A 26398-nucleotide genomic window follows, 5' to 3' on the forward strand; every position below is an offset into this window, starting at 1 on the left:
TACTATGAGGGGAGCATATCACTTCTTGTGCAGTTCTGGATATATAACGTTATTTAATCTTCATCGCAAGTTCAATAATTTGAGCTCGCATATTTGGATCACTATTCAATCTCAGATACATATCGTCAATTGGTTGTCTGTTCTCACGGTACGTTTTCTCATGCTTCATCGTTGTGTGAGACCATTCAATCAATTCATTCTCAGCCAGAACCAGATTGTTATACGCATCATGGAAGCCAGTGGACTGTACAAGCCCTTCCATAACTTCCTGAGAGATCTCCTGAGTCTTACGTGTATCTTCCAACTTTTTCTCCAGAATGACTGCCTGCTTCTCAAACTGTGTCTTTGCCTTCATGTAGCCCAGCTGGGCTTTCGAATAAATCGGTTTCATTAGCTAACTTCACCCTCTAGATCATTGTGTATTTACCGTTATTGTATCTTAAACTCTAGCAAATTACAAAAATAGTTATTGGTAAAAATCAGTTTGCTTCTATTATAAAAGTATTCTATGTCAATTCATTAAGGCTCATAAAAAGGACCTGCCCCTTTAGAGTAAGGGACAGGTCCTTCCTAAAATGCACCGTTGTATCAGTTGAATTAACTTAAGGTTTTAGGGAATACTTTGGTGCTCTTCTTGAGCAACTCTACTGCAATTTTACCTGCTTCGGCACGGGTCAAATTCCCTTTTGGATTAAAAGCGAACTGTGGCTTCTTCTGACCTGCAACTGTGACTGGAGATCCCTCCATAATTTTAGCCTTCGTCACCGCTTGTATCGCTGGTCTTGAATAAGCTTCCATGCTTCCTGAGTCAATAAAGGATTTGGCCAATGCACCAGTTAACTTGCTGTCATTGCTGGCTAACTTTAACTCAAGCGCTCTCGCGATCATTACAGCTGCCTGTTCACGTGTAAGAGGCTGATCTGGACCAAACACGCCATCTGACAGTCCAGTAACGATCCCTGCTCTGGCCGCTGTCTCAATGCTGTCATAGTCCCATGTAAATGAACTTGTTCCTGCTGCTACGTCCGTAAAGGTTCGATTACTATCAGATGTAATTGGCAAATTCAGACCTTTGACAAGAAGTGTAGCGAACTCCCCGCGTGAGGTTCTGTCATCTGTACCAAATTGTTCGAAACGAATAGGTGTCATGAACCCTTTGGCATACAATGCATTCAGAATATTTCTGGCCCAACCATGATTCGTAATATCATTATAGCTTCTTCTAAGTTTCATTACTTTATAATAGCCAAAGTCGTCAAATGGAACTGTGACTGTATGTTTCTTGGAGTCAACTTCGCCCCCAATACGTCTCCATTCTCGGTTTGGCGTATAATAGAATACCGAGATGGTTGAACCTGCATCGTCTACAACGTTAGGGTCATAAGCTATAGTCAGTGAACCTCTTTGAGAAGGTTTGATCTTCCGCTCTGCGGGAATCTGCGGATCTCCGTACAGCGAGTTAACGGTGTATGGACCACTACCGTTTGTTGGCGCTTTGTAATTACTTGTATCCCTTCCCGATTCTCCCATTCCACCACTAACCCAGTAAATATCAGAGATCGGACTGAAGTTTATTGCATCTCCTACTACAGCCGAGAATCTTCTATAATACTCATCTGGTACAGTTATCACATTCGGATCGTTTGCATTTTGTTGAATCCCAACAAGACTTCCATAATCATTGCGTCGTTCAACGATCCCCGTTGCAGGGTCAGCGATACCGAACAAAAGTTTATTTTCAGGATAAAACTTCTTGATCCCTCGAGTATCCGTGCTCTCCATTATTGTTCCTTTTGGAAAACTGAGCTCTACCTGCTTGTTGAATGCAGAATATTTGTTAGCCACCTTAGGAGCCATATATTGCGAGTCAACCCCTGCAGCATTCGTATAGAACACATTAACGGTATCGTTCGTTGTTACACCATCACGATTAATCGTTATCTTGATCGCATTCGATTTATCTGGCTTAAGTCCAACGTAATCGAGCACAAAACGATCCGTTGCTGCACCTTGAAGTTTAGCTGCTGGTTGCTTATCAATGATAACCCCAGTAGCGCCCTCTGCCTCAATATCAAAATGAACAAAGTTCTTATTCACAACAATTTGAGTTCCGGAATTGGCAACAGGAGATAAAATCCGATATCCTGTAACCTCTTTTACAATCTCTACCTTCTGACTTGTCTTCGCACCTGTTTTGTTGTAAAGATCCAGTGTATAGATATACGTTCCAGGTGTTTCTGCCTTCAAATTCTTCAAACGAACAACAAAGTCTTGTTGCCGTCCTGCTTTCTCAACGATAACGGTTGGGTTGTTTGTAGCAAATTGATCATTCATTATTGGATTTACCCAAGTATCTGAAGCTCCATCCGGAATGTTAAGTTCAAATATATTTTGCGTTCCCATGTTGAGGCTCATTCTTGTTGCCCCAGCACCCCGAAGAACCAAGTCGAATGATTTCAAACTCGTTGTATACTTATTATCATTGAACACGAATTCAGGTGAAAGGTTAAATAACTCCCTTACCCATGGATCATTGGAGCTATAAGTATCCGTAGGGAATCTTGATGTATTGTTGCTTAGTGATGGTTGGAAATTATTAATCGTCGAGATATTATTGTCATTGATGAAGATTCGGAGTTCTTTTGAAACTTCACTAATTTGTCCTTTAGTATCCTTTGCTGTACCCGTGAGTACAATTCTGTTTTCTCCGATATATAATGGACCTGTATCGCCATCCACTTTGATTTTCTTCGAAAAGCTTCCATCAGTTCCAAAACTCAAACTAAGTGGATACTCCTGCCCTGGTGCAGGCGTGTCACTTGTGGAATAGACCTTACGACCATTGGCGAATATTTCTCCTACAAAAAATGGACTGGTCAAGTTGTCAAAGTCAACATACCGACCTTCCAATGTAATCCCATCTGATGCAATGGAATTCATATCATAGGTCTGCCCATCAGTAAGATTATCTACAGAGATAAAGCTCTTGGAGGCATATGAAATGGTAACATTACGTCCTGTTGACGAATTATCAAAAGCGAATCGTACCATCTGGTTTCCACTTTTAAAACCAGTGATATGGTAAATCCGTTTGGTTGGATCATCTTTCACAGCATTACCAATAAAGTCAATTGTTATATCACTTGTTCCCCGTGGAAGGTAACTAGCATTCAATCCAGCACTGCCAGGATCTCTGTTCGTCTCAACCAAGATGTAGAAGTCACTTGAATTGACACTCGCCCCATCAAGATTTACACCTTCTGGAACTGTTGTTGCATCAATCATATTAGTTTGATTGAAATCCCGAATATATTTCAAGTTGCTAATACTGACTGCATTTTCTACATATTCCAGATTCATCGTTGTTCTTACACTCTCATCACCGTAATCTACAGTCAGGATATGATTTTGCAGACGATCAATCATGCCATTGGTGTCCTTGAAGGGAATTGGATTGATATCAAAAGTGATAATAGTATATCCTGGAGTGTTCTGACCCACACTCGGGATATCCTCAATGTCCATATTTTTAATGGCACCAGGTTCCAATGTCTCGTCTTCCAATCCAATCACTGGTGTAGGATTCCCAGCTTGCTCTGGAAGAATCAATTGAACATTAACATATGCATCAATTAGCTCTCCACCATATGTTGGTCGTACATTGGATAGCATGCTTTGCGGCAGACCTGCTCCTCCTTCTCTCAGATCAAGTGTAGAGAATGGACTTTGGTCGTTGTAATATAACAAGGAATAGTTAAAGACCTTCTTATCTGTTCCACCCTCAATTGTGATGGCCAAGTCATTATGTCCTGGCTTCAAATTTAACACCGGTGAGAAAAAGTTTCCATCCAGTTGCAAGCCAGTAGGCAACGCAGTGCCGTTATTCAGTGACACCGTAACTCTTTTCGAATTCTGAGCAACCCCCGTAATGGTTACATCACCAGTATTAACAACGACTTGAGCGCCTTCATTCAGATTTAAATTATCTGAGCCACCAAGCACTTGCAATTTGTCGATATACGGTACGGAGTCATATAGGATATAAAAGCTTTCTGATCGTTCACTCGGCCCTTGGGAACCTGTGAATGTTACACGGTTCATCCCCGGGAAAAGTGTAAGTGTTGACCTGAATCGATTATCTGGACGGTCGGGATCAACGGTCACAACACCTGGCGCAACACGTGTACTTTCTGGTACCCATTTACCATTCTGAAGATTCATCAGTTGTACATTTACACCAAGTGTCGATCCTGTAACGTTGGTGAATGTACCCGCAACTACTTGTTCACTACTTGTAACGATATAGGCACTATTACGAGATAGTTTATCCGCATCACTGGGAACAGAGTTATTCGGATCAGGGGCATCCATCGATAATCCTGCCGTACGCTTTAATTTTTCATTATCAGGAGTAAAGTAACTTGTCTGTCCCGCCGCCGATGCGACTGGTGCAAGGCCAGCTGGTATTAGAGATACAACCAGTGCCACCATCATCAGCCAGATTAACGGCTTCTTCGTACGCTGCATTCAATCATCTCTCCTCTTTTTAAGTCAGTTAACTTTATATATCGGCAAAAGGTTCCAATTATTTAGTAAAAATATCAAAATAAACAAAAAACCTTATCCACAAGGGATAAGGTTGGGTCTGGAATAATATTCAAGAATAGCTGTAACCATTACATTTATCTATTTAAGATTTCGAACGGGTCTCCGGATTCAGCTTGACGCGCATACGCATCAGGAAGTTAATAACCGGTCTTCTTGTTTTGCTAACAAGCCCGATGACTTCTGCTCCCACCTGAAGGAAGAACATCATGATACAGATCACAACGAACGTTACCCAGTTCGCTTCGAACATGGCAGCGGAAGATTGGATAATCGCCAGAACTCCGAAGAATGCGGCAATTCCATAAATGATCAGCACCGTCTGACGGTGACTGAATCCAAGTTCACGCAAGCAGTGATGCAGGTGACCTTTATCCGGTGCGAAAATCGGTTTCCGTTGTACCGCACGACGAATGATCGCGAAGAAGGTATCCGAGAGCGGCACACCGATAATGATCAGCGGTGTAATGAAGGACACGATAGCAATTTGTTTGAATCCCAGCATAGATAGCATTGCCAGAGAGAAACCAAGGAATAGTGATCCGGTATCCCCCATGAAGATCTTGGCTGGGTGGAAGTTGAAAAACAGGAATCCAATGATGCTACCCAATAACACAAGGCACATCAAAGCGATCATCATGTTCCCCATCAGGAAGGACATTACGGCAATGGTACCAATTGCAATACCAGATACACCCGCTGCCAGACCATCCAGACCATCAATCAGGTTAATCGCATTGGTTACACCAACGATCCATAAGATCGTCAGCGGAATGGATACCCAGGCTTCCAGTGAAGAATAGGAATCCTGAAACGGAATATTAACGAAATCTACCCGGATATTAAATCCAAATACAACGACAGAAGCAGCAACGATCTGACCAAGCAACTTCACTTTGGCTGACAGTTCAAACCGATCATCAAGTGCGCCGATCAGCACAATAATCGTTCCACCAATCAGAAACGCGCTGACAAAACTCATGTCCCGAGTTGTGAACCATGCCGATACAAACGGAAGCAATGCAGCAACGGTAATAATAAAGGCCAGGAATATCCCCAGACCACCAAGACGCGGCATGATTCGTGTGTGTACTTTACGTGCATTCGGCGTATCCATTGCGCCAATGCGGACTGCGAACTTTTTGACAAGTGGTGTCAGGGCAAGAGCCAGTCCCATTGACACGATAAATCCAATGATAAAGATCGCTACCATTTGAACATTCGACCCCCAATTATAATACCTGTACGAAATTATAAATCCCCTGATCTCTTTTTATATATGAAAATTATTGTTAGTCACTTTTGATGAAAAATGCAATTTGCACCAGAACGGAGAGGGAGAAATAACCTGTAGAAGCGAAGCGTTCGCCTACAAACTTTCTGAAAGAAAGCTACATCGTAAGCATATGCTATCGCGGGATTTCAACCTTGCAAAGGTGGATAAAAGAAATCCAGAGATAACAGCGATCAAAAGGTTATTCTGACATCGAAGTGGCCGTATGCAACAACTTCCGTTTTTCATGGAGTGGCACACATGTAATCCGGAATGAATTATACGCTTATCCCACCTAAATAGCCATCCTTAATTTCTAGCATAAACAGGCATTTATCTTGCAATTACCTGTTTTTAACGGACTTTCGTCACGTTTTCTTTGTCACGCATCACCTTAACAGCGAATTTCGGAAGCGCAAGCATCCGGCCAGCCCGGCTTGGTTCACGCAATAAGCGATAAAACCACTCCAGTCTTAACTTTTGGAACAGCATAGGCGCACGTTTGGTTTTACCCGAAATCACATCAAAGCTGCCGCCGACCCCCATAGTTACGGGAACCTGTAGTGCGTGTTTATGTTTGTGAATCCACGGTTCTTGGGTATCCGCCCCCCGTGCTACAAACAACAGATCAGGTGATGCTTCCCGAATAGAAGCGATGACCTGTTCATCCTCAGCCGGACCAAAATAACCGTCGCGATAACCCACAATTCGAATCGCCCGATATTGCTGTTGTAACCGAGTTGCCGTTTCTTGAATCACCTCAGGGGTGGAACCAAGCAGATATACGCCCCATCGATAGTTTTCTCCAACACGCAGCAATTCATGTAATAGCTCAAATCCCGGCACTCGCTCAGCTACAGGATCTCCACAATAGTTCGCAGCCCATACGACACCTGTTCCATCAGGAACAATCAATTCCGCAGCTTGCATGACTTCCATAATTGCGGGATCTTCCAATGCGGCCATAACCATAATCGGGTTGGCTGTGATGACCTGGTGTGGTTGCTTGGACAGCACAGCTTCCTGGAGAACCTTTACCGTTTCTTTCATCGTCAGTTTGGAAAAAGGAATGCCATAGATTGAAACGGTAGGTATTGATCCGGTCTGACTCATTTTCATCTCATCCTTTGCGGCCTAAATAGTTAATAATCTGCTGTGCAGGTACTCTGGCTTCCTGCTTCAGTTCGGTGATGCCTTCTTCATGTTCCTTCAACCACTGTGAACGTTGATCCAACAATCCAACGACAGTCTTGGCAAGTTTAACACCATCGAGTGAGCTCGTATTCCCTGCTGGTTCACTATCCAGACGAAGCAGGAATTGATCAATTTTCGGATCATACGAGATGCCTACCGGAGGAACATATTGCGATGCCGCATAGATCAGACTGTGCAGACGCATACCAATCACCAGATCACACTTGCTGACTTCCTCCAGCATAAGCTGTGGGTCGGTCAGATCCTGTGTGATGCTAATCTCACTGCCTTTGCTGGTCACATCACCTAGCATTTCCATAAGGAATCGTGATGCCTGTTCATCTATCGGCAAATGAAATGGTAGAAAACGCAAGTGCACCGCTCTTTTGGAGCACAGCTTTTTCAATCCGGCTGCAATAGCCGTAAGTTCCTTCTTGTCCGACTCCCAAAAACGTACCGATACGCCGATCACAGGAAGCTTGGTATGTCCTCCAGATGAAGGTTCCACTCGATTAGCTTGAGTAGCAGCATTTGCTGAGACAGTACCTGCCCCACTCTCAACTTTTGCTTCAGGTAATGGCAAGCCCATTACCGGGTCGGGTACGACATGGATCTGATTCCACTGTAACCCGAGCCCACGCAGGTAGTCTGCAGATTGTTCATCCCGAACGGATACATAGGTGCAGGCCTTGAAGACCGATTTGATCATTGGATCGAAAATTCTACGCTTCACAGGGCCAATACCCTGTGCATAGATAAACGTTGGCTTTTTCAACATCTGAGCCAGCTTGATTACACCCAGATAATAAGGAATGGATTTCAGTCCAGTTGCATCCTGCAACAGACTTCCTCCGCCACTGATTAACCCGTCGCTCTCCTTGAGTGCTTCACGGACTTCCTTCAATTTCATACGATGCACGGAGCGCACACCGTACATGGCGGTTGTCGACTCGGGATCACCCGAGAGAACAATAGGTTCAATGGTGATGTTCGACCTTTGGCTTTCCTCTTCCAGCGCTGTCAAAATCGACTTTAGCACCGCTTCGTCTCCGCTATTGCGGAATCCGTAATACCCCGAGATGACTAACTTTTGAGAAGTGGTGACCATTTTTTCCAACATCCTTCCGCTACTTGCCACACACCCACAGCAATGATACCGAAGATTAAGCCAAGTCCCAATCCCATCACTCCACGAATGAGTGACAATACAGCCGGCGTATGGATATGCGCGAACGTATCCACCATGGACAACTGTCCAATCGCTGCAATAATGAGTACAAAGATGACTTTACGATATTTTAAAGCGGCGAACACGCCAACGATAAACAGCGGGTGTCCCAGCATAAATTCTTTGAATCTCGGACGTACACCGAACGTATCTTCCAGCGTGGTACGCAGGAACATCTCGAACGGCGTTACTGCACCCGAGTTGCCTGTGCGACTCAAGTAATAGTACCCAACCACGGCAGCAACAAGCCCCAAAACAACCATTAATACATTAATCGGTGTACGAAGCACTTCTTTAATTTTCTTCATCGAGAATGAACCCGAACCACGATAAAACACAATGTAAATCGCTACCAGCGCCATAGGTGCAAAGTGCAACAGACTCACGCCGCGGAACTGGTTAATCACCAGACTGTACGTAATACTGTTCAGCAACGCGATGACAAAAGGTACCGCCAGGAACGACAGAATCGAAGTTCTTACATATAAAACTAAGGTCTGTTTCAAACGACGACCCGCGGATGCGTCTGGTTGACGCTGTTGCTGATAGTTCACTGTACGAACGGCCAGCACCATCGCTATGGTCGGCGCGGCAATGGCCACAAGCAAGGCAATTCCTTGCTCCAGCAGCGTTGGTTTCAAAAGGAACAATCCTGCACTGCCCACCAGAGCAACTACAAATGCGATCAAGGTCAGTAGTGGGATAAAATAAGAAATCATAAGTGCAATCATGGCAATTGCACCAACAAGAGCAACCAGCTTGGCATAACGCTGAATCGACGAATCCTTAACTGTAAATGCTTCAGCTTGTCCTAGTTCGAATCCATGCTTCGCCATGCGTTCTACCGCGTGACCCGGCTCACCCAAGCTGTTGATCAGATTCTCAATTGGATCTGTAATCATGGCCTTGGCTGTATTCCGGCTTGGTGATGCATTCATATAGAGCATACGAATGTTGCGATCCTTGGTTGCGAGAACAAAACGGTCAGCAATCGTATCTACGTCCAGATTGGCATCCCCATCACTAAGCGAGTACAGACGCGTAACGTTGTAATCCGTTTTATAAGCAAGGGTCTGGAATCCAGACTGCGGTTTCTTCAAGTTCTCGATGGCTGCAAGACCAATATTGTGCTTGTTCAGCAACTGTGCGAATTGGTCGAGACTCTTCATCTCTGCATTATCATTGTACCCTTTCACAGCATCCCCATCAAACAAGATGCGCTTTACACCATTCTCTTCGAAGAAGGTAAGCAAGCGCTCCATCGATTCCTGGCTGTATGGCACACTGTCCGAGATCCGCGGCAAAATGTAGAACCCTTTATCACGCAGCATCTTCACGGCAACCGGATCGGGCTGCAAAGGCTGCATGTTGGCATTCTCCGGAGGAGTCTGCAATATTAAGCCGCTACGACCTTCATATTCCCATGGTACTACCGGAATATGCCGATCAGCGAACGTTTGTTCAATAATAGGGGTATACGTCTGTGCGTTTTCCTCTGATGTAAATAACACATACGTGTAATTTGCGTTAGAAGGAATTACATCTTTGGTCAGGTTGGCAAGATCCTGGCCATTATATACCATTAGTCGGCGTGTCTTTCTCAGCTCGTCCAATGTACTTTCGAACACAGCCATGGTCGTTACGCCTGCGTCTTTTAGACGAGTCAATTGTTCATTCATGAAATCTTGCGGATGTGCCTGATACGCGGAGATATCCAGCAGACCCCGATAGTTGAAGACAAGCTCTACCTTTTTGGCAGAAGATTCTGTCTGCACCCGATCACTGATTACAGGGATGGACGCAACCAGACCGATAATAACGACGAGCCACAACCACTTCCGAGAAGCGTTATTCCAATAAAGCCATTTTTGACGCACTACATGTACCTCCTCAAGTGTTGGAACCAAATGCACGTTCAGCTCAAGTAATTCGTTCATATACCATTCATACAATAGGTTACAAACAGCTTGTGTCAACAAGCCCTCTTATATGCTATATAGACTGAACTAAAGCATTATTTACACTTGCCACTTCGATGACAGAACAACCTTCCGATCGCTGTTATCCCCCGATTTTTTTGATTCAATTTTAATAAAGGTGAAAATCTGGTGATAAAGGCGAACACTTCACTTCTTTAGGTTATTTCTGCCCTCTACGTTCTCGTGTAAATGTTCAGTTCAATTTATATAGATCCATCTGTAATATTATTTCAAAGAAAAACCCCTCCGCCAACCAACCTTACGGTGCGGAGAGGCCTTCTCATGTCCTAACTCTTTGTTGCATTTGTATTATTGTGCGTCTACACGCGACATTACGGTGGTCACCAGGCGCTCGATCCGGCTTTCGGCATCTTCCAAACTCTCACCACGCACGGCGAAGTATACTTTGATCTTCGGCTCTGTTCCTGAAGGACGCAAGCAGAACCATGAACCGTCTGCCAAAATGAACTTCAGTACGTTCTCCTTCGGAAGACCGTCCAGACCAAGGGAATAGTCCAGTACATCTTGTACAGCAATTCCCGCTACTTCTTGTGGCGGATTGGAACGCCAGTCCGTCATTTTCGCTTGAATCTGAGCTACGCCGTCTTTGCCTTTCAGCGTACGGGACTCCAGCTTCTCCAGGAAATATCCGAATTGGTTGTACAGCTCTTGCAAGACATCATACAGCGTCTTGCCTTGGCTCTTATAATACGCTGCTGCTTCAGCAATCAGCATCGAGGCAAGGACAGCATCCTTGTCACGGGCATAGTTGCCTGAAAGGTAGCCATAACTCTCTTCATATCCGAACAAGAAGGTATGACTGCCTGTTGCTTCGAACTGGTTCATTTTTTCACCGATATATTTGAAGCCTGTCAGTGTGTTCATCACTTCTGCACCGTAATGTTCAGCAATAACAGCACCCATCTCACTTGTTACGATCGTTTTGACAACCGCGCCGTTGCTCGGCAGTGTACCTGTCTCTTGCAGGCGACTGAGCAGGTAATGTACCATAATCGCACCAGACTGGTTACCGGACAAGACGAAATATTTGCCATCGTTGTCTTTCACAACAGCACCCATACGGTCGCCATCCGGGTCTGTTCCCATCAGAATGTCAGCGCCCACGGATTCGCCCAGCTTCATTGCAAGCGTAAACGCTTCGCGTTCTTCCGGGTTAGGAGATTTCACGGTAGAGAACTCCGCATCCGGCTGTTCCTGTTCTGCTACAATGTGCACTTGCTCGAATCCGATCTGCTCCAGCACGCGACGTACAGGGATGTTGCCTGTACCGTGAAGCGGTGTGAAGACGATTTTGAAATCACGGCCTATGTCGGATTGGATCAGTTCGCGGCTCAGACTGCGGCTTGCTACGGTATCCACAAACGCTTGATCTTGGTCTTCACCCAGCCAGATCAGTAGCCCCTGTGCTTCTGCTTCTTCTTGCGTCAGCTTCTTCACGTCAGCAAGGGAAGGCACTTCCTGGATGTACTGAATGACTTTTTCCGCTTCATTCGGTACCAATTGACCGCCCTCATGATTGTAGACTTTATATCCGTTGTATTCCGGTGGGTTGTGGCTCGCTGTTACAACGATTCCGCCAGTGGCCTTCTGATGACGCACTGCGAATGACAACTCAGGAGTTGAACGCAGGGATGGGAACAGCTTGGCTACAATGCCGTTTCCAGCCAGTACAAGCGCAGCATCCAGTGTGAATTCAGGTGAGAAATGACGGGAATCATGAGCAATGACAACAGAAGGTTTGCCTTCTTGGTCACCATGCTGCTCAAGCAAATAACGCGCAAATCCTTGCGTTGCCCGCCCAACGGTGTAACGGTTCATCCGGTTGCTTCCCGCACCAATGACTCCACGTAATCCTCCTGTACCAAACTCCAGGTTTCTGTAAAAACGTTCCTCCAGCTCTTTCGGCTGATCCTGCAAGTCACGAAGCTCCTGTTTCGTTGCTTCATCAATCGAAGCATCCTCCAACCATTGCTGCAACGTCTCTGCTGCTGCTGTGCTTAACTGTTCCATTCCGATAAACCCCTTCCGTCTATATAAATTCAGGTGTGCTGAGTTACTTCAGCATCTTGCATCATTCGGTTCGTCTACGTTCCTGCATGATGTCAATGCTCACGTATGTAATCAGCTTGGGTCAGACAGTGCAAACATGATCTCGCCTTCAGCGACCACTTTGTCGTTCACTCGGGCAGTTGCTTTACCTTTACCAATAGAACCCTTGAGACGCGTAATCTCCACTTCCAGAATCAACGTATCTCCGGGCACAACTTGTCCACGGAATCGGAAGTTGTCCAGTCCCGCCAAAAAGCCGATTTTGCCTTTGTTGCCTTCCAAATTCAGAATGGCTACCGCACCAACCTGAGCCAGCGCTTCTGTAATCAGTACACCCGGCATTACCGGATACTCTGGGAAATGACCAATGAAGAAAGGTTCGTTAATGGTTACATTTTTCAGACCAACGGCACGTTTGCCATCCTCAATCTCTAGAATCTTGTCCACTAGCAGAAACGGGGGGCGGTGCGGGATGATTTCTTGAATCTGTTTGATATCGAGCACAGTGTAATCTCCTCTCGGGATGTTTATATGAGCATTCTTCATCATGGATTTTTCATGTGCGCATAGGTGACCGTTACGGTTACGGATCGTTCTTTCGATCGCTGTTGTTTCCTAATGTTTCTGAATTATTTTTCAGATGGATAACATTAGGAAACAAAGGCGAGCGCTTCGCTTCTTTCGAACGATTCCGTTCCCTTCACTGACTTTAGTGCGGACATGGAAAACCTCATTATGATCAAGCCGAAGCTCATATAAATGGGTTTTTAATTTTTTTAATTTTGTATGGAAAGCATATTTTCGGTTAACACTAGTTATATCCTTCATGACTGCAGTAGTGAAGGTTAAGATAAGGGGTCTCTCTTCGCGATGACGAATGTCTTTCGCAGGGGAGGCCTCTTTTGACGTCAAACGTCATCCATCATTATACTGTTTTCAACGTCAAAAAGAAAACTCCTGCCTGCGCAGGAGTTTTCGCTTAACTCGTTACATTATGGAGCGAACACCAGATTATATACATGTTCCCATGTACTCCATTGCCATACGGAACCGATATCCTGTTTTCCCAGTACCACATATCCAGCTACCATTCCGCCAGCGAGGGCAAGAACAAGCAGGGCCGGGACCAGGAACCATCTTGCGATGCGCCATCCACTCTTCTTCTTCTTGACTTCCTTTTTCTCTGGCTTACTGTTTTGCTGCTGTGTTTCTGTCATCACATTCACCTTTTACGCTCTCATATTGTTGGCAAGACCCAACATGGAATCACTTGAAGTAAGCGCCTTTGCCGCCAGTTGATATGTTCGCTGTCCTTGCATAAGCAAAGACATCTCCTGTGTCAGATCCACATTAGATTGCTCCAGAAATCCTGGACGGATCAAGGCAGCCGCTTGACGTGTAGCTGCATTAGCGCCAAATACATCATCCTCAGTTAATCCCGCATCCAGACCAAACAGGTTATCCGCATACTGTACCAGTCCCTCTGGGCGTTCAATGTCTACCACTTGCATCTGTGCTCCAATGGTTGCATTCGCCTCATTACCGCGTCGGATTAACAGGTTGCCATTTTCATCAAAAGCAACTTTGCTATTATTCGGCGCCGTAATACGATTGCCTTGACGATCCAGGGCAAAGTGGCCTTCGCCATTAACCATCACCATCATATCAGGTGAATTCGGAGTAGGTTTAGGTCTTGTATCCGGTACAAAATGAAATGCACCCTGACGTGTCCACATTTTCTCCCCATTCGCTTCAACTGCAAACATCGCATTTCCCTCAATGGCCAGATCGGTCGGAAGGCCCGTCTCGTTCATGGGGCCTTGAGACATATCCTTCGTTACATCTGCCAAACGAGCACCAAAACCGAGGTTATATCCCATCGGTGTGGAACGTCCATCCAGTTTGTACTTGTCCGGTTGTTGTTGAACCCGGGTCAGCACATCCTCGAATGCCGCCTGCTTGCTCTTATAGCCTGCCGTATTCACGTTGGCAATATTATCGGAAATGACATCCAGACGCTGCTGTATGGCAGTCATGGACACCTTGGCACTAATCATGGAATTATTCATTGGTGGTTACCCTCCCTGTTTTCACCCTCCCAAACCCTCCCTAGCAGGGAGGGCCCCAGATGGCGCTGCCCTCTGGACTCCCGAAACAGGCGGAGTAGATAAGTGGGGTACGATCTTGCTAAGTGGCGGTGGTGTGTGCGCGCCGCGACTGCCGTGCTATGATTTCCGCCATAGTTTCACATGGCTGAATCATAGCACGACACGCTCTTTATACGGCGTGTAGCTCCGCGTGGTCTCTCCTTGCTTTGCTCCGCAAAGGACTGTCGAGACCATCGCTTCGCTCAGGTACTGCCACGCATTCCTCGCATATGCTCGGTTGCGTCCAGGCTCTCGCGCTCCGCGTGGTCTCTCCCTGCTTTGCTCCGCAAAGGGCTGTCGTGACCGTCGCTTCGCTCAGGTACTGCCACGCATTCCTCGCATATGCTCGGTTGCGTCCAGGCTCTCGCGCTCCGCGTGGTCTCTCCCTGCTTTGCTCCGCAAAGGACTGTCGTGACCGTCGCTGCGCTCAGGTACTGCCACGCATCCCTCGCATATGCTCGGTTGCGTCCAGGCTCTCGCGCTCCGCGTGAGCCTCTCTGCTTTGCTACGCAAAGGGCGTTTGGCTCCCCGATGCGCGGTTATATTTAAACGTCGGCGTTATACACGCCCGACTTCATTGACGGCTTTGTCCAGACTGCGGTCGTAGAATTGTACGACCTTCTGGTTTGCTTCATACGCACGGAATGCGGCGTTCATATCAACCGTTGCCTGTGAAGCATCAACATTGGAACCTTCCAGGTATCCCTGACGGATCTGCACATTATCACCGGCAGCCATCATCCTAGCAGTTGCTCCATTTTCATCGTTGAGACTGAAATTGCCATCACCTCGACGAACCAGTTGATTCGGCTGGTCAATGACACTAATGCCAAGAGTAACCCCTGTTGGTACACCCGTTGCTGCATCCACCAAACGGCCTTGCTCATCCACTTTAAATTGCTCTACGGAACCTGTCAATACGACAGGTTGTCCATTATTATCCAACACTTGTGAACCTGTTGAACTCAGCAATTGTCCCGTTCCTGTAATCTCGAAGTGACCATCACGTGTATATCCGGTGTTACCTTCTGCATCCTGAACTGTAAAATATGCCTGGGGCTGGTAAGTTACCGTGCCGTCGGCCCGTACAAATTTGCCTGATGCGTCAAACGGGACAGGTTGTCCAGTCTGCGGATCATTGACAGTCATATTGGATGAAATGGAAAAATCATTTTTCTGCCCAGTCTCCATAATGGTCCCCTGCAAATTCATGGACAAACTCTCTTCCGCGAACACCCCCGTGTTCAGCTTGCCCAGCCGCTTTGTCGGGAGATTTGCATCTCCGCCTACCAAGGTAATGAGCATTTCCGGGAAGGAACGGCTTACGCTGTTCACCTGTTTGTATCCCGTGGTGTTCATATTTACGATATTCTGTGTTGCTGTGTCATGGCGGCGTTGTTGCGTAATCATTCCCGCAGTAGCGGTGTACAGACCTCTTAACATGAATTAACCCCTCTCCTCAAGCGCTTGTCCTGCATCACAGGTTGGCTGCTTGTCCGTTCTGCTTGCCGAGCATGGCGAACCTTTGCTTTTTATATCGGCAGATTAGAATTTTTTCTTAACCACCTGATCCAAATTATTAAGCATAATGCCTGTCCCCTTCACGACACAGTGCATTGGATCTTCCGCAACCCATACCGGTACATGCAATTCATTGGACAAAAGCTCGTCCAGTCCGTTCAGCAGTGCTCCCCCGCCAGTCAATACAACACCACGATCAATAATGTCTGCTGACAATTCCGGCGGTGTACGTTCCAATACTGACTTCGCTGCAACGATGATGGATTGCACGGAATCCCACAGTGCTTCCTGTACTTCTTTTCCCGATACCGTTACGGTAACTGGCAGACCGGATACCATATCACGTCCGCGAATATCCATCTCCGTTTGGCCTCCATCCGGATGCACGGAACCAATCGCAATTTTGAGATCTTCAGCGGTCCGTTCGCCGATCATGAGCTTGTATTTGGCTTTGATAAACTTGATAATGGCTTCGTCGAACTTGTCCCCTGCAACTTTAATAGAAGAGGCGGTGACCACGTCGCCCATAGACAGAACTGCAACGTCAGTCGTACCGCCGCCGATATCCACGACCATATTGCCGCTCGGCTGAAAAATATCCATTCCCGCACCGATCGCTGCCGCTTTCGGCTCTTCTTCCAGAAACACTTCTTTGGCACCGCTGCGTTCTGCTGCCTCGCGGATGGCCTTCTGCTCCACGGAAGTAATGTTCGTTGGTGCACAGATCAGAATTCGAGGGTGGCTGTACCAGCTTCTTGCACCCACACGATTAATGAAATGTCTGAGCATCGCTTCTGTAATCTCGAAGTCCGCAATAACGCCGTCACGCAGCGGTCTAATGGCAACAATGTTACCTGGAGTACGCCCCACCATACGACGCGCTTCTTCCCCAACAGCAAGGACACGCTTCGTATCTCTTTCAATGGTCACGACGGAAGGTTCGTCAAGAACAACCCCACTTCCTTTCACGTGAATAAGCACGTTCGCCGTGCCAAGATCAATACCGATATCCTTGCTAAACATAAAAGAGCCCCCAAAGTGATATTATTTGGTCAGCGTATCCTGTGAAAAAGAGTCCCTTATCACGTCACCGCTCGTTCGACAAAGTGCAACATATATATGTAAAAATCGGGCTGATAAGATGTCATAATTCGATCCTGTACCAGCTTTTAACATATCATACTTCAGGGGAGGGATTCAATGCATGTGTGAGCTTTTTGGCCTACGTCTTTGAGAAGATGCTTACAATTTGGCGGAAGCCAACACCTCACGTTTCTTGCCACTCGTTTTTTTGTATTTAATTTTGGTCGCTTCACCGCCCCGCAAATGGCGGATCGACTTGTGATACTCCAAAATGTGTTTCACCTGGTCAGCAAGATCAGGGTTGATTTCCGGCAGACGCTCCGTCAGATCCTTATGCACAGTACTCTTTGACACGCCGAATTCCTTGGCAATGGTACGGACCGTATTCCTCGTCTCAACAATGCAGCGACCAATTTTGATGGTCCGTTCCTTGATGTAATCGTGCACGCTCCCGCCTCCCTACTGTGTGGATAGTTTGGTACATTATATGAGGAGCATGCCTATATATTCGCGGTTTAGAGGTGTGACAAGCTTCGAAGGTCCCATTATTTTCTGAAAAGCACAAAAAGAGCAGAGGTTCAACCCCTCTGCCCATCATGTTGCTGCGGTAATAATCATTTATTTTTCCGGAAGATATCCTTGCGGGTTAACTGGCTGTCCGTCTTCGTACACTTCAAAGTGAAGGTGGTTGCCAAGCGTTTTACCCAATTCATTGACGCCAGCGGATGCAATCGCATCTCCCTGTTTCACTTCGTCGTCCTGTTTCACTTTGACGTCTGCCAAGCTTTGGTATACCGTCTTCAGGTTATCGCTGTGTGTGATTTCCACAACCTGACCTGTGAGCGGATTTTGCTCAACCCGGGTAACTTTTCCGGCAAGCGCTGCTTTGACTTCAAACGTTTTATTATCCCCACGTGCCAGATCCACACCTGTGTTCGGGATGAATGTATCATTGTACTGCACCATCGCCGCTTCATGTTCCTCGGTTGAAGCTTCGCTATCATAGAAAGGTTTTACTACCGAAATTTCGGACGGTACCGCTACCGGCCATACAAAATTCTCCGACTTTGCAACAACTTCCACACTTTCTTCTTCTCCGCCTACTGCTGTTCCTTCTGTACCCGTCGATACGCCTGTTTCTACTACCCCGCTAGCAGGGTCCGAGTTCAGCGTTTTGTCGCCTGTGCCCTGATAGACCCACACTAAGGTTAGTATAATGCCTGCTGCTGCGATGTAGGCTGCCGGGAAGACCCAGCGTTTGGACATTGCTCTTTTCCATGAAGAGGGCTGACTAGCCGGTACTCCTTGAGTTGTTTTAGGAGTTTCTTCTTGGACTGTTTTTTTGTTTTGTTCATTCATCTTGATCACCTCAGTAACAAGTGTTACCGGGTGCAACTCTTTTATACACGCGCGACTCTAATTATTTTCACGGAGGTTTCAGAGAGTGTTATATATGTTGAGGATGAGTGTTGGTACGTGCGCCGCTTCGGGGCCAGAAAACCTTTCGACCAGCTGTTATCCCCGGATTTCCTGATTATATTCTCCCAAGGGAGAAATCCGGTGATAAAGGCGGACGCTTCGCTTCTACAGGTCTTTTCTGTCCCCTGCGCTCTGCATACGCTAGCACTCTCCGCATATATAGCCAAGTCTTAAAACCTCCGGAAAGGGCGGTTGGTAAAAAGCGTGAATTGGCTTAATGACCAATCCTTTCTCAGAAGTGAGTTTACTAGCAGAAGGCGAAATGATATAGGATGTGACTGGATACCGGCCGACTAAGGCTTTCCTGACGTCCTCATGCGTCAAAGCATTTATCTATCCATCCGTGTTCATCTCTCCTACTTCGCTGCCAGCATCTTGGATGCCTGTCCGAAGGAGATGCCGGTATAGTAGTGTTTGAGAATCTGGGTGGCCGTGTGTCCCTCCTGCGCCATACCGTTTGCTCCCCATTGGCTCATGCCAACCCCATGACCGTACCCGTACGTTGTAATCTGGACCTCGTCACCTGTGGTCTTCCAACTGAACTGGCTGGATCTTAATCCAAGCAGTTTACGCACCTCGGGTCCGCTGAATGTTTCACCTGCGATCTGCACTTCCTTAATCCGATGTCCTTTGGTTGTAGACAATACTTCCATCCACGATCCACCCTTCTGGGCGGTAACCGGAATGGCATCCAGGTTCAACTTCTGCAGAATCTCGTTACGCTTCATGGTGACGGTCTGCTTGAATCCTGGTGCCAGGTTTTTGTCCCACGGACTGTCTACACTTTGCAGATACGGCACAGCGTTCCCCCACACATCCTCCGCATTCTCAGTATACCCATTACTTGTGGAAAAAAAGGACGCGGTGATTGCCTTGCCCTGATATGTCATCACCGTATCTCGACTTTCGCGTACAGCCTGTTGCAGCTTCTCCCATTCCTTCGCCTTTCCCAGACGCGTCCAATCCGCTTTCACCTGATCTGGCGGAATAAACACCTGATGGCTGACCGTATCCGTCACATCCGCCGCACCCGATGGAACACCGCTTGTATCACTCACAGCTAACCTACGCACGATAAATGTGCGGGCTGCGATCGCCTGCGCCTTTAACGCCTCCAGTCTGAATTCCGCTGGCATCTCAGCTGCCACAACCCCGGTAACATAGTCTTCCAGTGGCAGATTCATCGTTGTGCCCGTTGCAGACAGGTATACGCGTACTTTGGGTTCAGGGTAGGTAACAGGAACGGCTGGCGCAGGGGCTGGGGTTCTTGTGCTGTTGGCATCTGTTGGAGCAGGGATCGGCTTTGGTGATTCGCTTGTCCGCGGCCATACCAGAATTACCGGAATCAGCAACGCCATTGCCAATAAGGCAGATACAGCGGCAGCCGGTTGCCATCGTGTCGTATTGCGTCCCCATCGGGGTTTTCGTCCAAATGTCCGCATTCGGCGACGCTTCACACGGCGGAACTGGTCCAGCTCAATAACAGGTATATGAATGTGCTCGGTTGTCTGTCGGTTCAGCTCATCTGTCGACACCTGTCCTGGATTGGATAATCTTGCAGGCTGTGATGGAACAGTCCTCAGGTTCAATGGGGCAGGCTTGTCTTTTCCTATTCCAGAAACGGTATTTCCCTCCGCCTCTTGCATACCTGGACGAGGGACAAGGGGTACCTTTACCTGTACACGAGCTTCTTTCATTCGAATATAACCCTCCGTTATCTATGGCCGGTCATGTGCCGGTCGTGTTGTTCAAATCCATAGTTTAGGTTATGAGCTGGCTTGATCTGATAGAACCTGATTTAAGAGAAACGAGGCCCTTTTAATTCTGTTAAATTTCCTGTTTTCTTTTGCTATGTACATCTTAGAAACGTTGATCTGTCGCTGAATACCGCTGGTTAGCTGGATCCGACACCCCATATAAGGTACGCTCTTTCATTTGGTTCAGAATCGGTACAGATTACGATGTTATGCTATACAAGTTAGGACCAGCTATTAATAGAATCAGGTATCAATTATCTCGTCGTCTTCTTAAAAGTAAACACAAAAAAAGCCAAGCCAGATGGCTTAGCCTTATCATTTTTTACAATATACGTTCCTTCGCATTCATAATCCACACAACCGTGTGACTCACAATAGGGGGACCATATTTTTTCTATTCAATCCAGTGTTAAGCCAAAGTTGGTTGCACCTTAAACATCGGTACTTCTTTCTCCACTTTTTCACTAGGTGCTTTGGTTGCTTCCAGCTTAGGCTCATCAACCGAAATCCGATAGATGTCAGCGCCAAGTCCATTAAGCTTCTCAGCGAGATGTACATAACCACGGTCGATGTGATGAGTACCGCCCACTTCCGTTGTACCTTCAGCAACAAGACCTGCAATAATGAGTGCGGCACCCGCACGCAAATCGGTAGCCGTTACTTTGGCACCCTTCAGTTTGGCATTACCTGTGATGATGGACGAACGTCCTTCAACTTTGATCTCCGCATTCATCAATTGGAACTCATCCACATGCATGAATCGGTTTTCAAAAACAGTCTCTGTCACGACACTTGTTCCTTCAGATGCGAGCAAGAGTGCCATCATCTGGGATTGCATATCTGTCGGGAATCCTGGATAAGGTAATGTTTTCACATCCACAGCCTTAAGAGGACGATCTGCGATTACACGCACGCCATTCTCATCCGGTTGGATTGTAACACCCATCTCTTCAAGCTTCGCGATAACGGAGCCTAAATGATCAGAGATTGCACCTTCAATGTACACGTCACCACCGGAAATTGCAGCAGCAGCCATATACGTACCCGCTTCTACCCGATCCGGAATAACGGTGTGTGTAACACCTGTCAGTTTCTCCACACCTTCAATGCGGATCACTCCAGTACCAGCACCACGTACGATGGCACCCATTCCATTCAGGAAGTTGGCAAGGTCCACAATCTCAGGTTCTTTTGCCGCGTTCTCCAGAACAGTTACACCTTCGGCCAATGTTGCTGCCATCATAATATTTTGAGTGGCACCTACGGAAGCCACATCCAGATAAATTTTCGCGCCACGCAACCGTCCTTGGCTACGAGCTTCGATATAACCTTGGCCCAAGCTGATCTCTGCGCCCATGGCTTCAAAACCTTTCAAATGCTGATCAATAGGCCGTGTACCGATGGCACATCCTCCAGGAAGTGAGATTCTTGTATGACCCATTCGAGTCAACAAAGGCCCCATGACCAGGAAAGACGCCCGCATTTTACTTACCCATTCATACGGGGCTTCACAGGAAGTAAGTTTCTCCGCATTTACGGTAATCACTTCGTCCCGGTATGTAACTCCCGCTCCCAGCGATTCCAACACCTTGTTAATCGTCATCACATCGTCTAGAGGAGGTGCGTCAATAATAACGCTATGTCCTTCTTCCCCTAAGAGAGAGGCAGCGATGATCGGAAGAACAGAATTTTTAGCGCCGCTAACTTTGACACTTCCGGTCAACCTTTTGCCACCGCGGACGATAAATTTGCTCATCATGGTTCCCTCCGCGCTTTTATTCCCTTTTCTTCATTCCGGAATACGTAAGCCCCACTATGCTAGAAAGGACTGTTGCTATGTGTGGAATTTCGACATATTCTGGCATATTGCCACAGATGTCTGTTCAGAAAAGAATTGGTTTTATAATCCATATCAATGATACCATATGCCGTGCATCTTGCTATTCAGCATGTAAAATTAGTGACTTACAAGCCAGCAGAGCATCAGAACAGACAGAGTGGGATGGTTATTAGCCGGCATGAACCGGATATCCCGTTTATAACTACAAAATAAGTGAACAATTGTGAATTCCCTAACTTCCATCATAACATTGTTGAATTGTACGATACAAGCATTTTTACATAAAACATCTCAAATTCATCCAATTTTACGTCACATTTTTTTCTTAATTTCTTTACCGACAACTCATACTCTAATTGTTAACACAATTAATCGATGTTATTCGACAAAGAGCAGCTTGAAGAACCTAACAGATGATTAACCAACCATCTCGACATTAAAACAAATTACGCAACATTTGTGTCCAAGACAAGTAGTCAATGACAAAGCCAGCAACGGCATGCCCCAAAATAATGGCCAAGAGCAAATGCAACAGTCTTCCCTGAGCACCTCGTGGTTGCCTGATGATTAAATCCAGTTTGAGATTTGTCAAAGCCCACCAAGACAATGCAATACATAACAGGGAGACGATGATTGAGACCAAGCCATTGGTGCTTAACGCCTGGTTCACCTGATTCGTCAGATCAGTATCCATATATTCTTTACCTCCACATTTGTTGCAGCGATCAGCATATCATATGCCCGGCACCCATAACTTGTTAGTATACTGGAATGTCTTGAGCATAACATACTGAGCGTACTGTCAGATTTACTCCTGCCAGGCAGGAATCTCCTGATGCCCAATCACCGAGCAGCAACAATGCGGCTGTGCATGACTATGGAATCTACTACGCAGCTTCCTGCTTCTGCTGACTCTATGGAATATAGGCTCTTTCATCATACATTGTCAATTACATTGATTTCCACTTCTAAAATATTTTAATTTTAAAATGCCGGGATTTTGTGACTAAAACGACATAAAAGAGCGCTATTTCGATATCGATTCTGTCATTTCCTCGGAAATAATTTAAATTTATTCATGAAAAAAATGGTTCTCTTAGTGGTAAATACGCCCACTACTTTAGTCCTACATTCTATTCAAATCCTCAACATCGGTGAATAATTCGCTTAAAATACTTCTGTTTACTGAAGGGGGTTAGGATGTAATTTGTGGTCAGCCATTTTGATATATTCGATAAAACAATTCTATCAAACAAACTCAAAAAAGCCCGGCAGACTACGCCGCCGGGCTTCCAAGAACCGTTTATTTGCCGAACACATTAATCCGGTTAACCGCTTTTTGCAGCGCAATTTCTGCACGACGGTGATCAAAGTGGTCCTGATTGCTTTGGCTTGCAAGCCGACGTTCTGCCCGCTCTTTCGCCGCACGCGCACGATCCACATCAATGTTTTCCGGGAATTCAGCACTCTCTGCAAGTACAACAACCTTATCTTTACGAACTTCGATAAACCCGCCACCGATAGCAACTCGTTTATTTTCTTTTCCGTTATGGATATAGATCGGTGCAATCTGCAAAGGTGTAACCATAGGAATATGACCAGGCAGAATGCCCAGCTCCCCTTCAATACCACGAGCTGTAATGCTATCCACTTGTTCTGAATATACCAGACGCTCGGGTGTTACAATCTCCAACAAAAAGGTGCTCAATTCCATCCCTCCTGAAACTATCCGAAGGATAGCCCACATAAGGACAATCCTGGATTCAGACTAAACCAGTGTTTTGGCTTTCTCCACTGCCTCTTCAATTGTACCAACAAAGAGGAAAGCTGCTTCCGGAAGATCATCATACTTACCTTCGAGAATCTCTTTAAAGCTGCGCACCGTTTCTTTAACCGGAACGTATTTACCCGGAATACCGTTAAATGCTTCAGCAACGTGGAAAGGCTGGGACAAGAAACGTTGGATTTTACGAGCACGGTATACAAGCGCTCTATCTTCTTCACTCAACTCGTCCATACCCAGGATTGCAATGATATCTTGCAATTCATTGTAACGTGCCAAGATACGTTTAACGCCTTGAGCTACGCTGTAGTGCTCTTCACCTACAACTTCAGGGGACAAGATCCGGGAGCTGGATGCCAGCGGATCTACCGCAGGGTAGATACCCATCTCGGAAATTTTACGCTCCAAATTTGTCGTTGCATCCAAGTGGGCAAACGTCGTTGCAGGAGCCGGGTCAGTATAGTCATCCGCAGGCACGTAGATGGCCTGAATGGATGTTACAGAACCTTTTTTCGTTGATGTGATACGTTCTTGCAGTTGACCCATTTCTGTTGCCAGCGTAGGTTGGTAACCTACCGCGGAAGGCATACGTCCAAGCAAGGCAGATACTTCTGAACCCGCTTGGGTGAAACGGAAGATATTATCGATAAAGAGCAACACGTCACGGCCTTCTTCATCACGGAAGTATTCCGCCATCGTCAGACCTGTGAGGGCTACACGAAGACGTGCGCCTGGAGGCTCGTTCATTTGTCCGAAGACCATTGCTGTTTTGTTGATAACGCCGGAATCACTCATCTCGTGATACAAGTCATTACCTTCACGTGTACGCTCACCAACACCCGCAAATACGGAGATACCGCCATGCTCTTGTGCGATGTTGTTGATCAATTCCTGAATGGTTACCGTTTTACCTACACCGGCACCACCGAAGAGTCCGATTTTACCACCTTTAGCGTAAGGTGCGAGCAAGTCGATAACTTTGATTCCTGTCTCCAGCATCTCTGCTTGGGTAGTCAGTTCATCAAATGCAGGTGCTGAACGGTGAATCGGGTTCTTGTGCTCAGCAGCTACAGCACCGCCAGTATCAATCGCTTCGCCGAGTACGTTAAATACACGACCCAGTGTTGCTTCTCCGACGGGTACAGAGATTGGTGCTCCTGTATCTAAAGCTTCCATACCACGAACAAGTCCATCCGTGGAGGACATCGCAATACAACGTACTCGGTTGTCACCCAGATGCTTCGAAGCTTCGAGTGTAAGGTTTACACTTACGCCGCTCTCACTTACTGTAGTGATCGTAATGGCATTGAGGATTTCCGGCAGCCCGCCGCGATCAAACTCGACGTCAACAACCGGACCCATGATGCTCACAACGCGTCCTTTGTTCATCTTAACGTTCCCCTCCTACAAGCCTGCTACTTTTGCAAAAATAATGTACCGTTCGTTTATCTTTGCTCTGCAAGCCTTCATTAATAAAAAAACGGTTAGCCTTGTGCTGCGTTGGCACCTGCCACAATTTCCGTAATCTCCTGCGTAATCGCCGCTTGACGGGCACGGTTGTATGTCAATGACAAGTCGTTAATGAGTTTGGATGCATTTTTGGTTGCATTACCCATTGCCGTCATTTTCGCACCCAGCTCACTTGCCTTACCGTTCAGAAGTGCACCATAGATCAGCGTTTCCGCGTAACGCGGAAGCAAAACCTCCAGTACAGCCTCAGCAGACGGCTCGTATTCGTAGCTTGCCGTTGGTCCTTCCGCAGCAGTTACCTCAGGTGTTTCCATCGGAAGAAGTTTTTCTACCGTAGGAATCTGGGTCAACGCATTCACAAAGCGGTTATAACAAATGTACAATTCATCAAATTCAGCCAGTTCAAACCCATGAACAGCTTCGTGTGCGATGGATTTGATATCTGCAAATGAAGGCGAATCCGACAGATCCGTAGTTGTGGATGCCATCGCCATTTCACGACGTCTGAAGTAATCGCGTCCTTTACGTCCAATGACGAACAATTCGTAGTCATCCTGGGAGTTGTGGCGCTCTTTGAGCGTCTGATTAACCTGACGCAAAACGTTCGCATTGTATCCACCTGCAAGACCACGGTCCGATGTAATGATCAGGTAAGCTGTCTTTTTGACCGGACGGCTCTCCAGCATCGGATGCTGTATACCTTGCGTGCTTGATGCAATACTAGCTACAACTTCTTTCAGTTTCTCCGAATAAGGACGGGCTGCTTCCGCTTTTTCCTGCGCCTTACGCAGTTTTGCAGCAGCTACCATCTCCATTGCTTTGGTGATCTGCTTGGTGCTTTGTACGCTTTTAATTTGCCGCTTAATTTCGCGCATGCCTTTTGCCATGATTTCACCACCTTCAAGTTTTGACGTAGTCAAAACTACTTCGTAAGCCTAACCCTGACTTTGACGGAGTCAAAGTTACTTC

At 46.6% G+C, this 26398-nt stretch carries 21 protein-coding genes; all 21 read right to left on the reverse strand.

Annotated features, from left to right (window positions below):
* Positions 1-49: 49 nt before the first annotated feature.
* The gene (locus J7E78_RS16690) at positions 50-391 is read right to left on the reverse strand and encodes a hypothetical protein (RefSeq protein WP_036612519.1); all 342 of its coding nucleotides are present in this window, start codon (positions 389-391) and stop codon (positions 50-52) included.
* Positions 392-597: 206 nt separating this feature from the next.
* Entirely contained in the window at positions 598-4527 is a 3930-nt protein-coding gene (locus tag J7E78_RS16695) for an S-layer homology domain-containing protein (RefSeq protein ID WP_215077362.1), read from the reverse strand.
* A gap of 163 nt (positions 4528-4690) precedes the next feature.
* A complete protein-coding gene (locus tag J7E78_RS16700) occupies positions 4691-5818 on the reverse strand; it encodes a glycosyltransferase family 4 protein (protein ID WP_036612523.1) in 1128 nt (375 codons plus the stop codon).
* Positions 5819-6232: 414 nt separating this feature from the next.
* Complete coding sequence (locus J7E78_RS16705) at positions 6233-6991, reverse strand: WecB/TagA/CpsF family glycosyltransferase (RefSeq protein ID WP_215077363.1); 759 nt, start codon at positions 6989-6991, stop codon at positions 6233-6235.
* Positions 6992-6998: 7 nt separating this feature from the next.
* Complete coding sequence (gene csaB, locus J7E78_RS16710; RefSeq protein WP_215077364.1) at positions 6999-8180, reverse strand: polysaccharide pyruvyl transferase CsaB; 1182 nt, start codon at positions 8178-8180, stop codon at positions 6999-7001.
* Positions 8156-10177: a DUF5693 family protein gene (locus J7E78_RS16715; protein WP_215077365.1), complete on the reverse strand. Its 2022-nt coding sequence runs from the start codon at positions 10175-10177 to the stop codon at positions 8156-8158. The genes csaB and J7E78_RS16715 overlap by 25 nt, the downstream gene beginning before the upstream one ends.
* A 411-nt stretch (positions 10178-10588) precedes the next feature.
* Entirely contained in the window at positions 10589-12310 is a 1722-nt protein-coding gene (locus tag J7E78_RS16720; RefSeq protein ID WP_215077366.1) for a phospho-sugar mutase, read from the reverse strand.
* A 111-nt stretch (positions 12311-12421) separates the two neighbouring features.
* Positions 12422-12853, reverse strand: a complete 432-nt coding sequence (gene fabZ, locus J7E78_RS16725; RefSeq protein WP_036613058.1) for a 3-hydroxyacyl-ACP dehydratase FabZ — start codon at positions 12851-12853, stop codon at positions 12422-12424.
* 488 nt (positions 12854-13341) lie between these two features.
* Positions 13342-13566, reverse strand: a complete 225-nt coding sequence (locus tag J7E78_RS16730) for a DNA-directed RNA polymerase subunit beta (RefSeq protein WP_210109216.1) — start codon at positions 13564-13566, stop codon at positions 13342-13344.
* 12 nt (positions 13567-13578) lie between these two features.
* Complete coding sequence (locus J7E78_RS16735; RefSeq protein ID WP_215077367.1) at positions 13579-14418, reverse strand: flagellar hook-basal body protein; 840 nt, start codon at positions 14416-14418, stop codon at positions 13579-13581.
* A 393-nt stretch (positions 14419-14811) separates the two neighbouring features.
* Entirely contained in the window at positions 14812-14937 is a 126-nt protein-coding gene (locus tag J7E78_RS29715; RefSeq protein ID WP_285229449.1) for a hypothetical protein, read from the reverse strand.
* 117 nt (positions 14938-15054) lie between these two features.
* On the reverse strand, positions 15055-15939 hold the full coding sequence (locus tag J7E78_RS16740) for a flagellar hook-basal body protein (protein WP_215077368.1): 885 nt from the start codon (positions 15937-15939) through the stop codon (positions 15055-15057).
* 102 nt (positions 15940-16041) lie between these two features.
* Complete coding sequence (mreB, locus tag J7E78_RS16745) at positions 16042-17040, reverse strand: rod shape-determining protein (protein ID WP_076209800.1); 999 nt, start codon at positions 17038-17040, stop codon at positions 16042-16044.
* Between the two features lie 219 nt (positions 17041-17259).
* Positions 17260-17547: a sporulation transcriptional regulator SpoIIID gene (spoIIID, locus tag J7E78_RS16750; RefSeq protein WP_017691945.1), complete on the reverse strand. Its 288-nt coding sequence runs from the start codon at positions 17545-17547 to the stop codon at positions 17260-17262.
* Positions 17548-17718: 171 nt separating this feature from the next.
* Entirely contained in the window at positions 17719-18459 is a 741-nt protein-coding gene (locus J7E78_RS16755; protein ID WP_215077369.1) for a peptidoglycan DD-metalloendopeptidase family protein, read from the reverse strand.
* 476 nt (positions 18460-18935) lie between these two features.
* Entirely contained in the window at positions 18936-20276 is a 1341-nt protein-coding gene (spoIID, locus tag J7E78_RS16760; RefSeq protein ID WP_215077370.1) for a stage II sporulation protein D, read from the reverse strand.
* A 469-nt stretch (positions 20277-20745) separates the two neighbouring features.
* Entirely contained in the window at positions 20746-22092 is a 1347-nt protein-coding gene (gene murA / locus J7E78_RS16765; RefSeq protein WP_215077477.1) for a UDP-N-acetylglucosamine 1-carboxyvinyltransferase, read from the reverse strand.
* Between the two features lie 520 nt (positions 22093-22612).
* A complete protein-coding gene (locus tag J7E78_RS16770; protein WP_017691941.1) occupies positions 22613-22870 on the reverse strand; it encodes a DUF1146 family protein in 258 nt (85 codons plus the stop codon).
* A gap of 609 nt (positions 22871-23479) precedes the next feature.
* Positions 23480-23884, reverse strand: a complete 405-nt coding sequence (locus tag J7E78_RS16775) for a F0F1 ATP synthase subunit epsilon (RefSeq protein WP_215077371.1) — start codon at positions 23882-23884, stop codon at positions 23480-23482.
* A gap of 60 nt (positions 23885-23944) precedes the next feature.
* Entirely contained in the window at positions 23945-25348 is a 1404-nt protein-coding gene (atpD, locus tag J7E78_RS16780; protein ID WP_047840699.1) for a F0F1 ATP synthase subunit beta, read from the reverse strand.
* Positions 25349-25443: 95 nt separating this feature from the next.
* On the reverse strand, positions 25444-26316 hold the full coding sequence (gene atpG, locus J7E78_RS16785; RefSeq protein ID WP_076209796.1) for an ATP synthase F1 subunit gamma: 873 nt from the start codon (positions 26314-26316) through the stop codon (positions 25444-25446).
* Between the last annotated feature and the right edge of the window lie 82 nt (positions 26317-26398).

This window comes from Paenibacillus polymyxa, from assembly GCF_018614975.1.
Taxonomy (GTDB): domain Bacteria; phylum Bacillota; class Bacilli; order Paenibacillales; family Paenibacillaceae; genus Paenibacillus; species Paenibacillus polymyxa_E.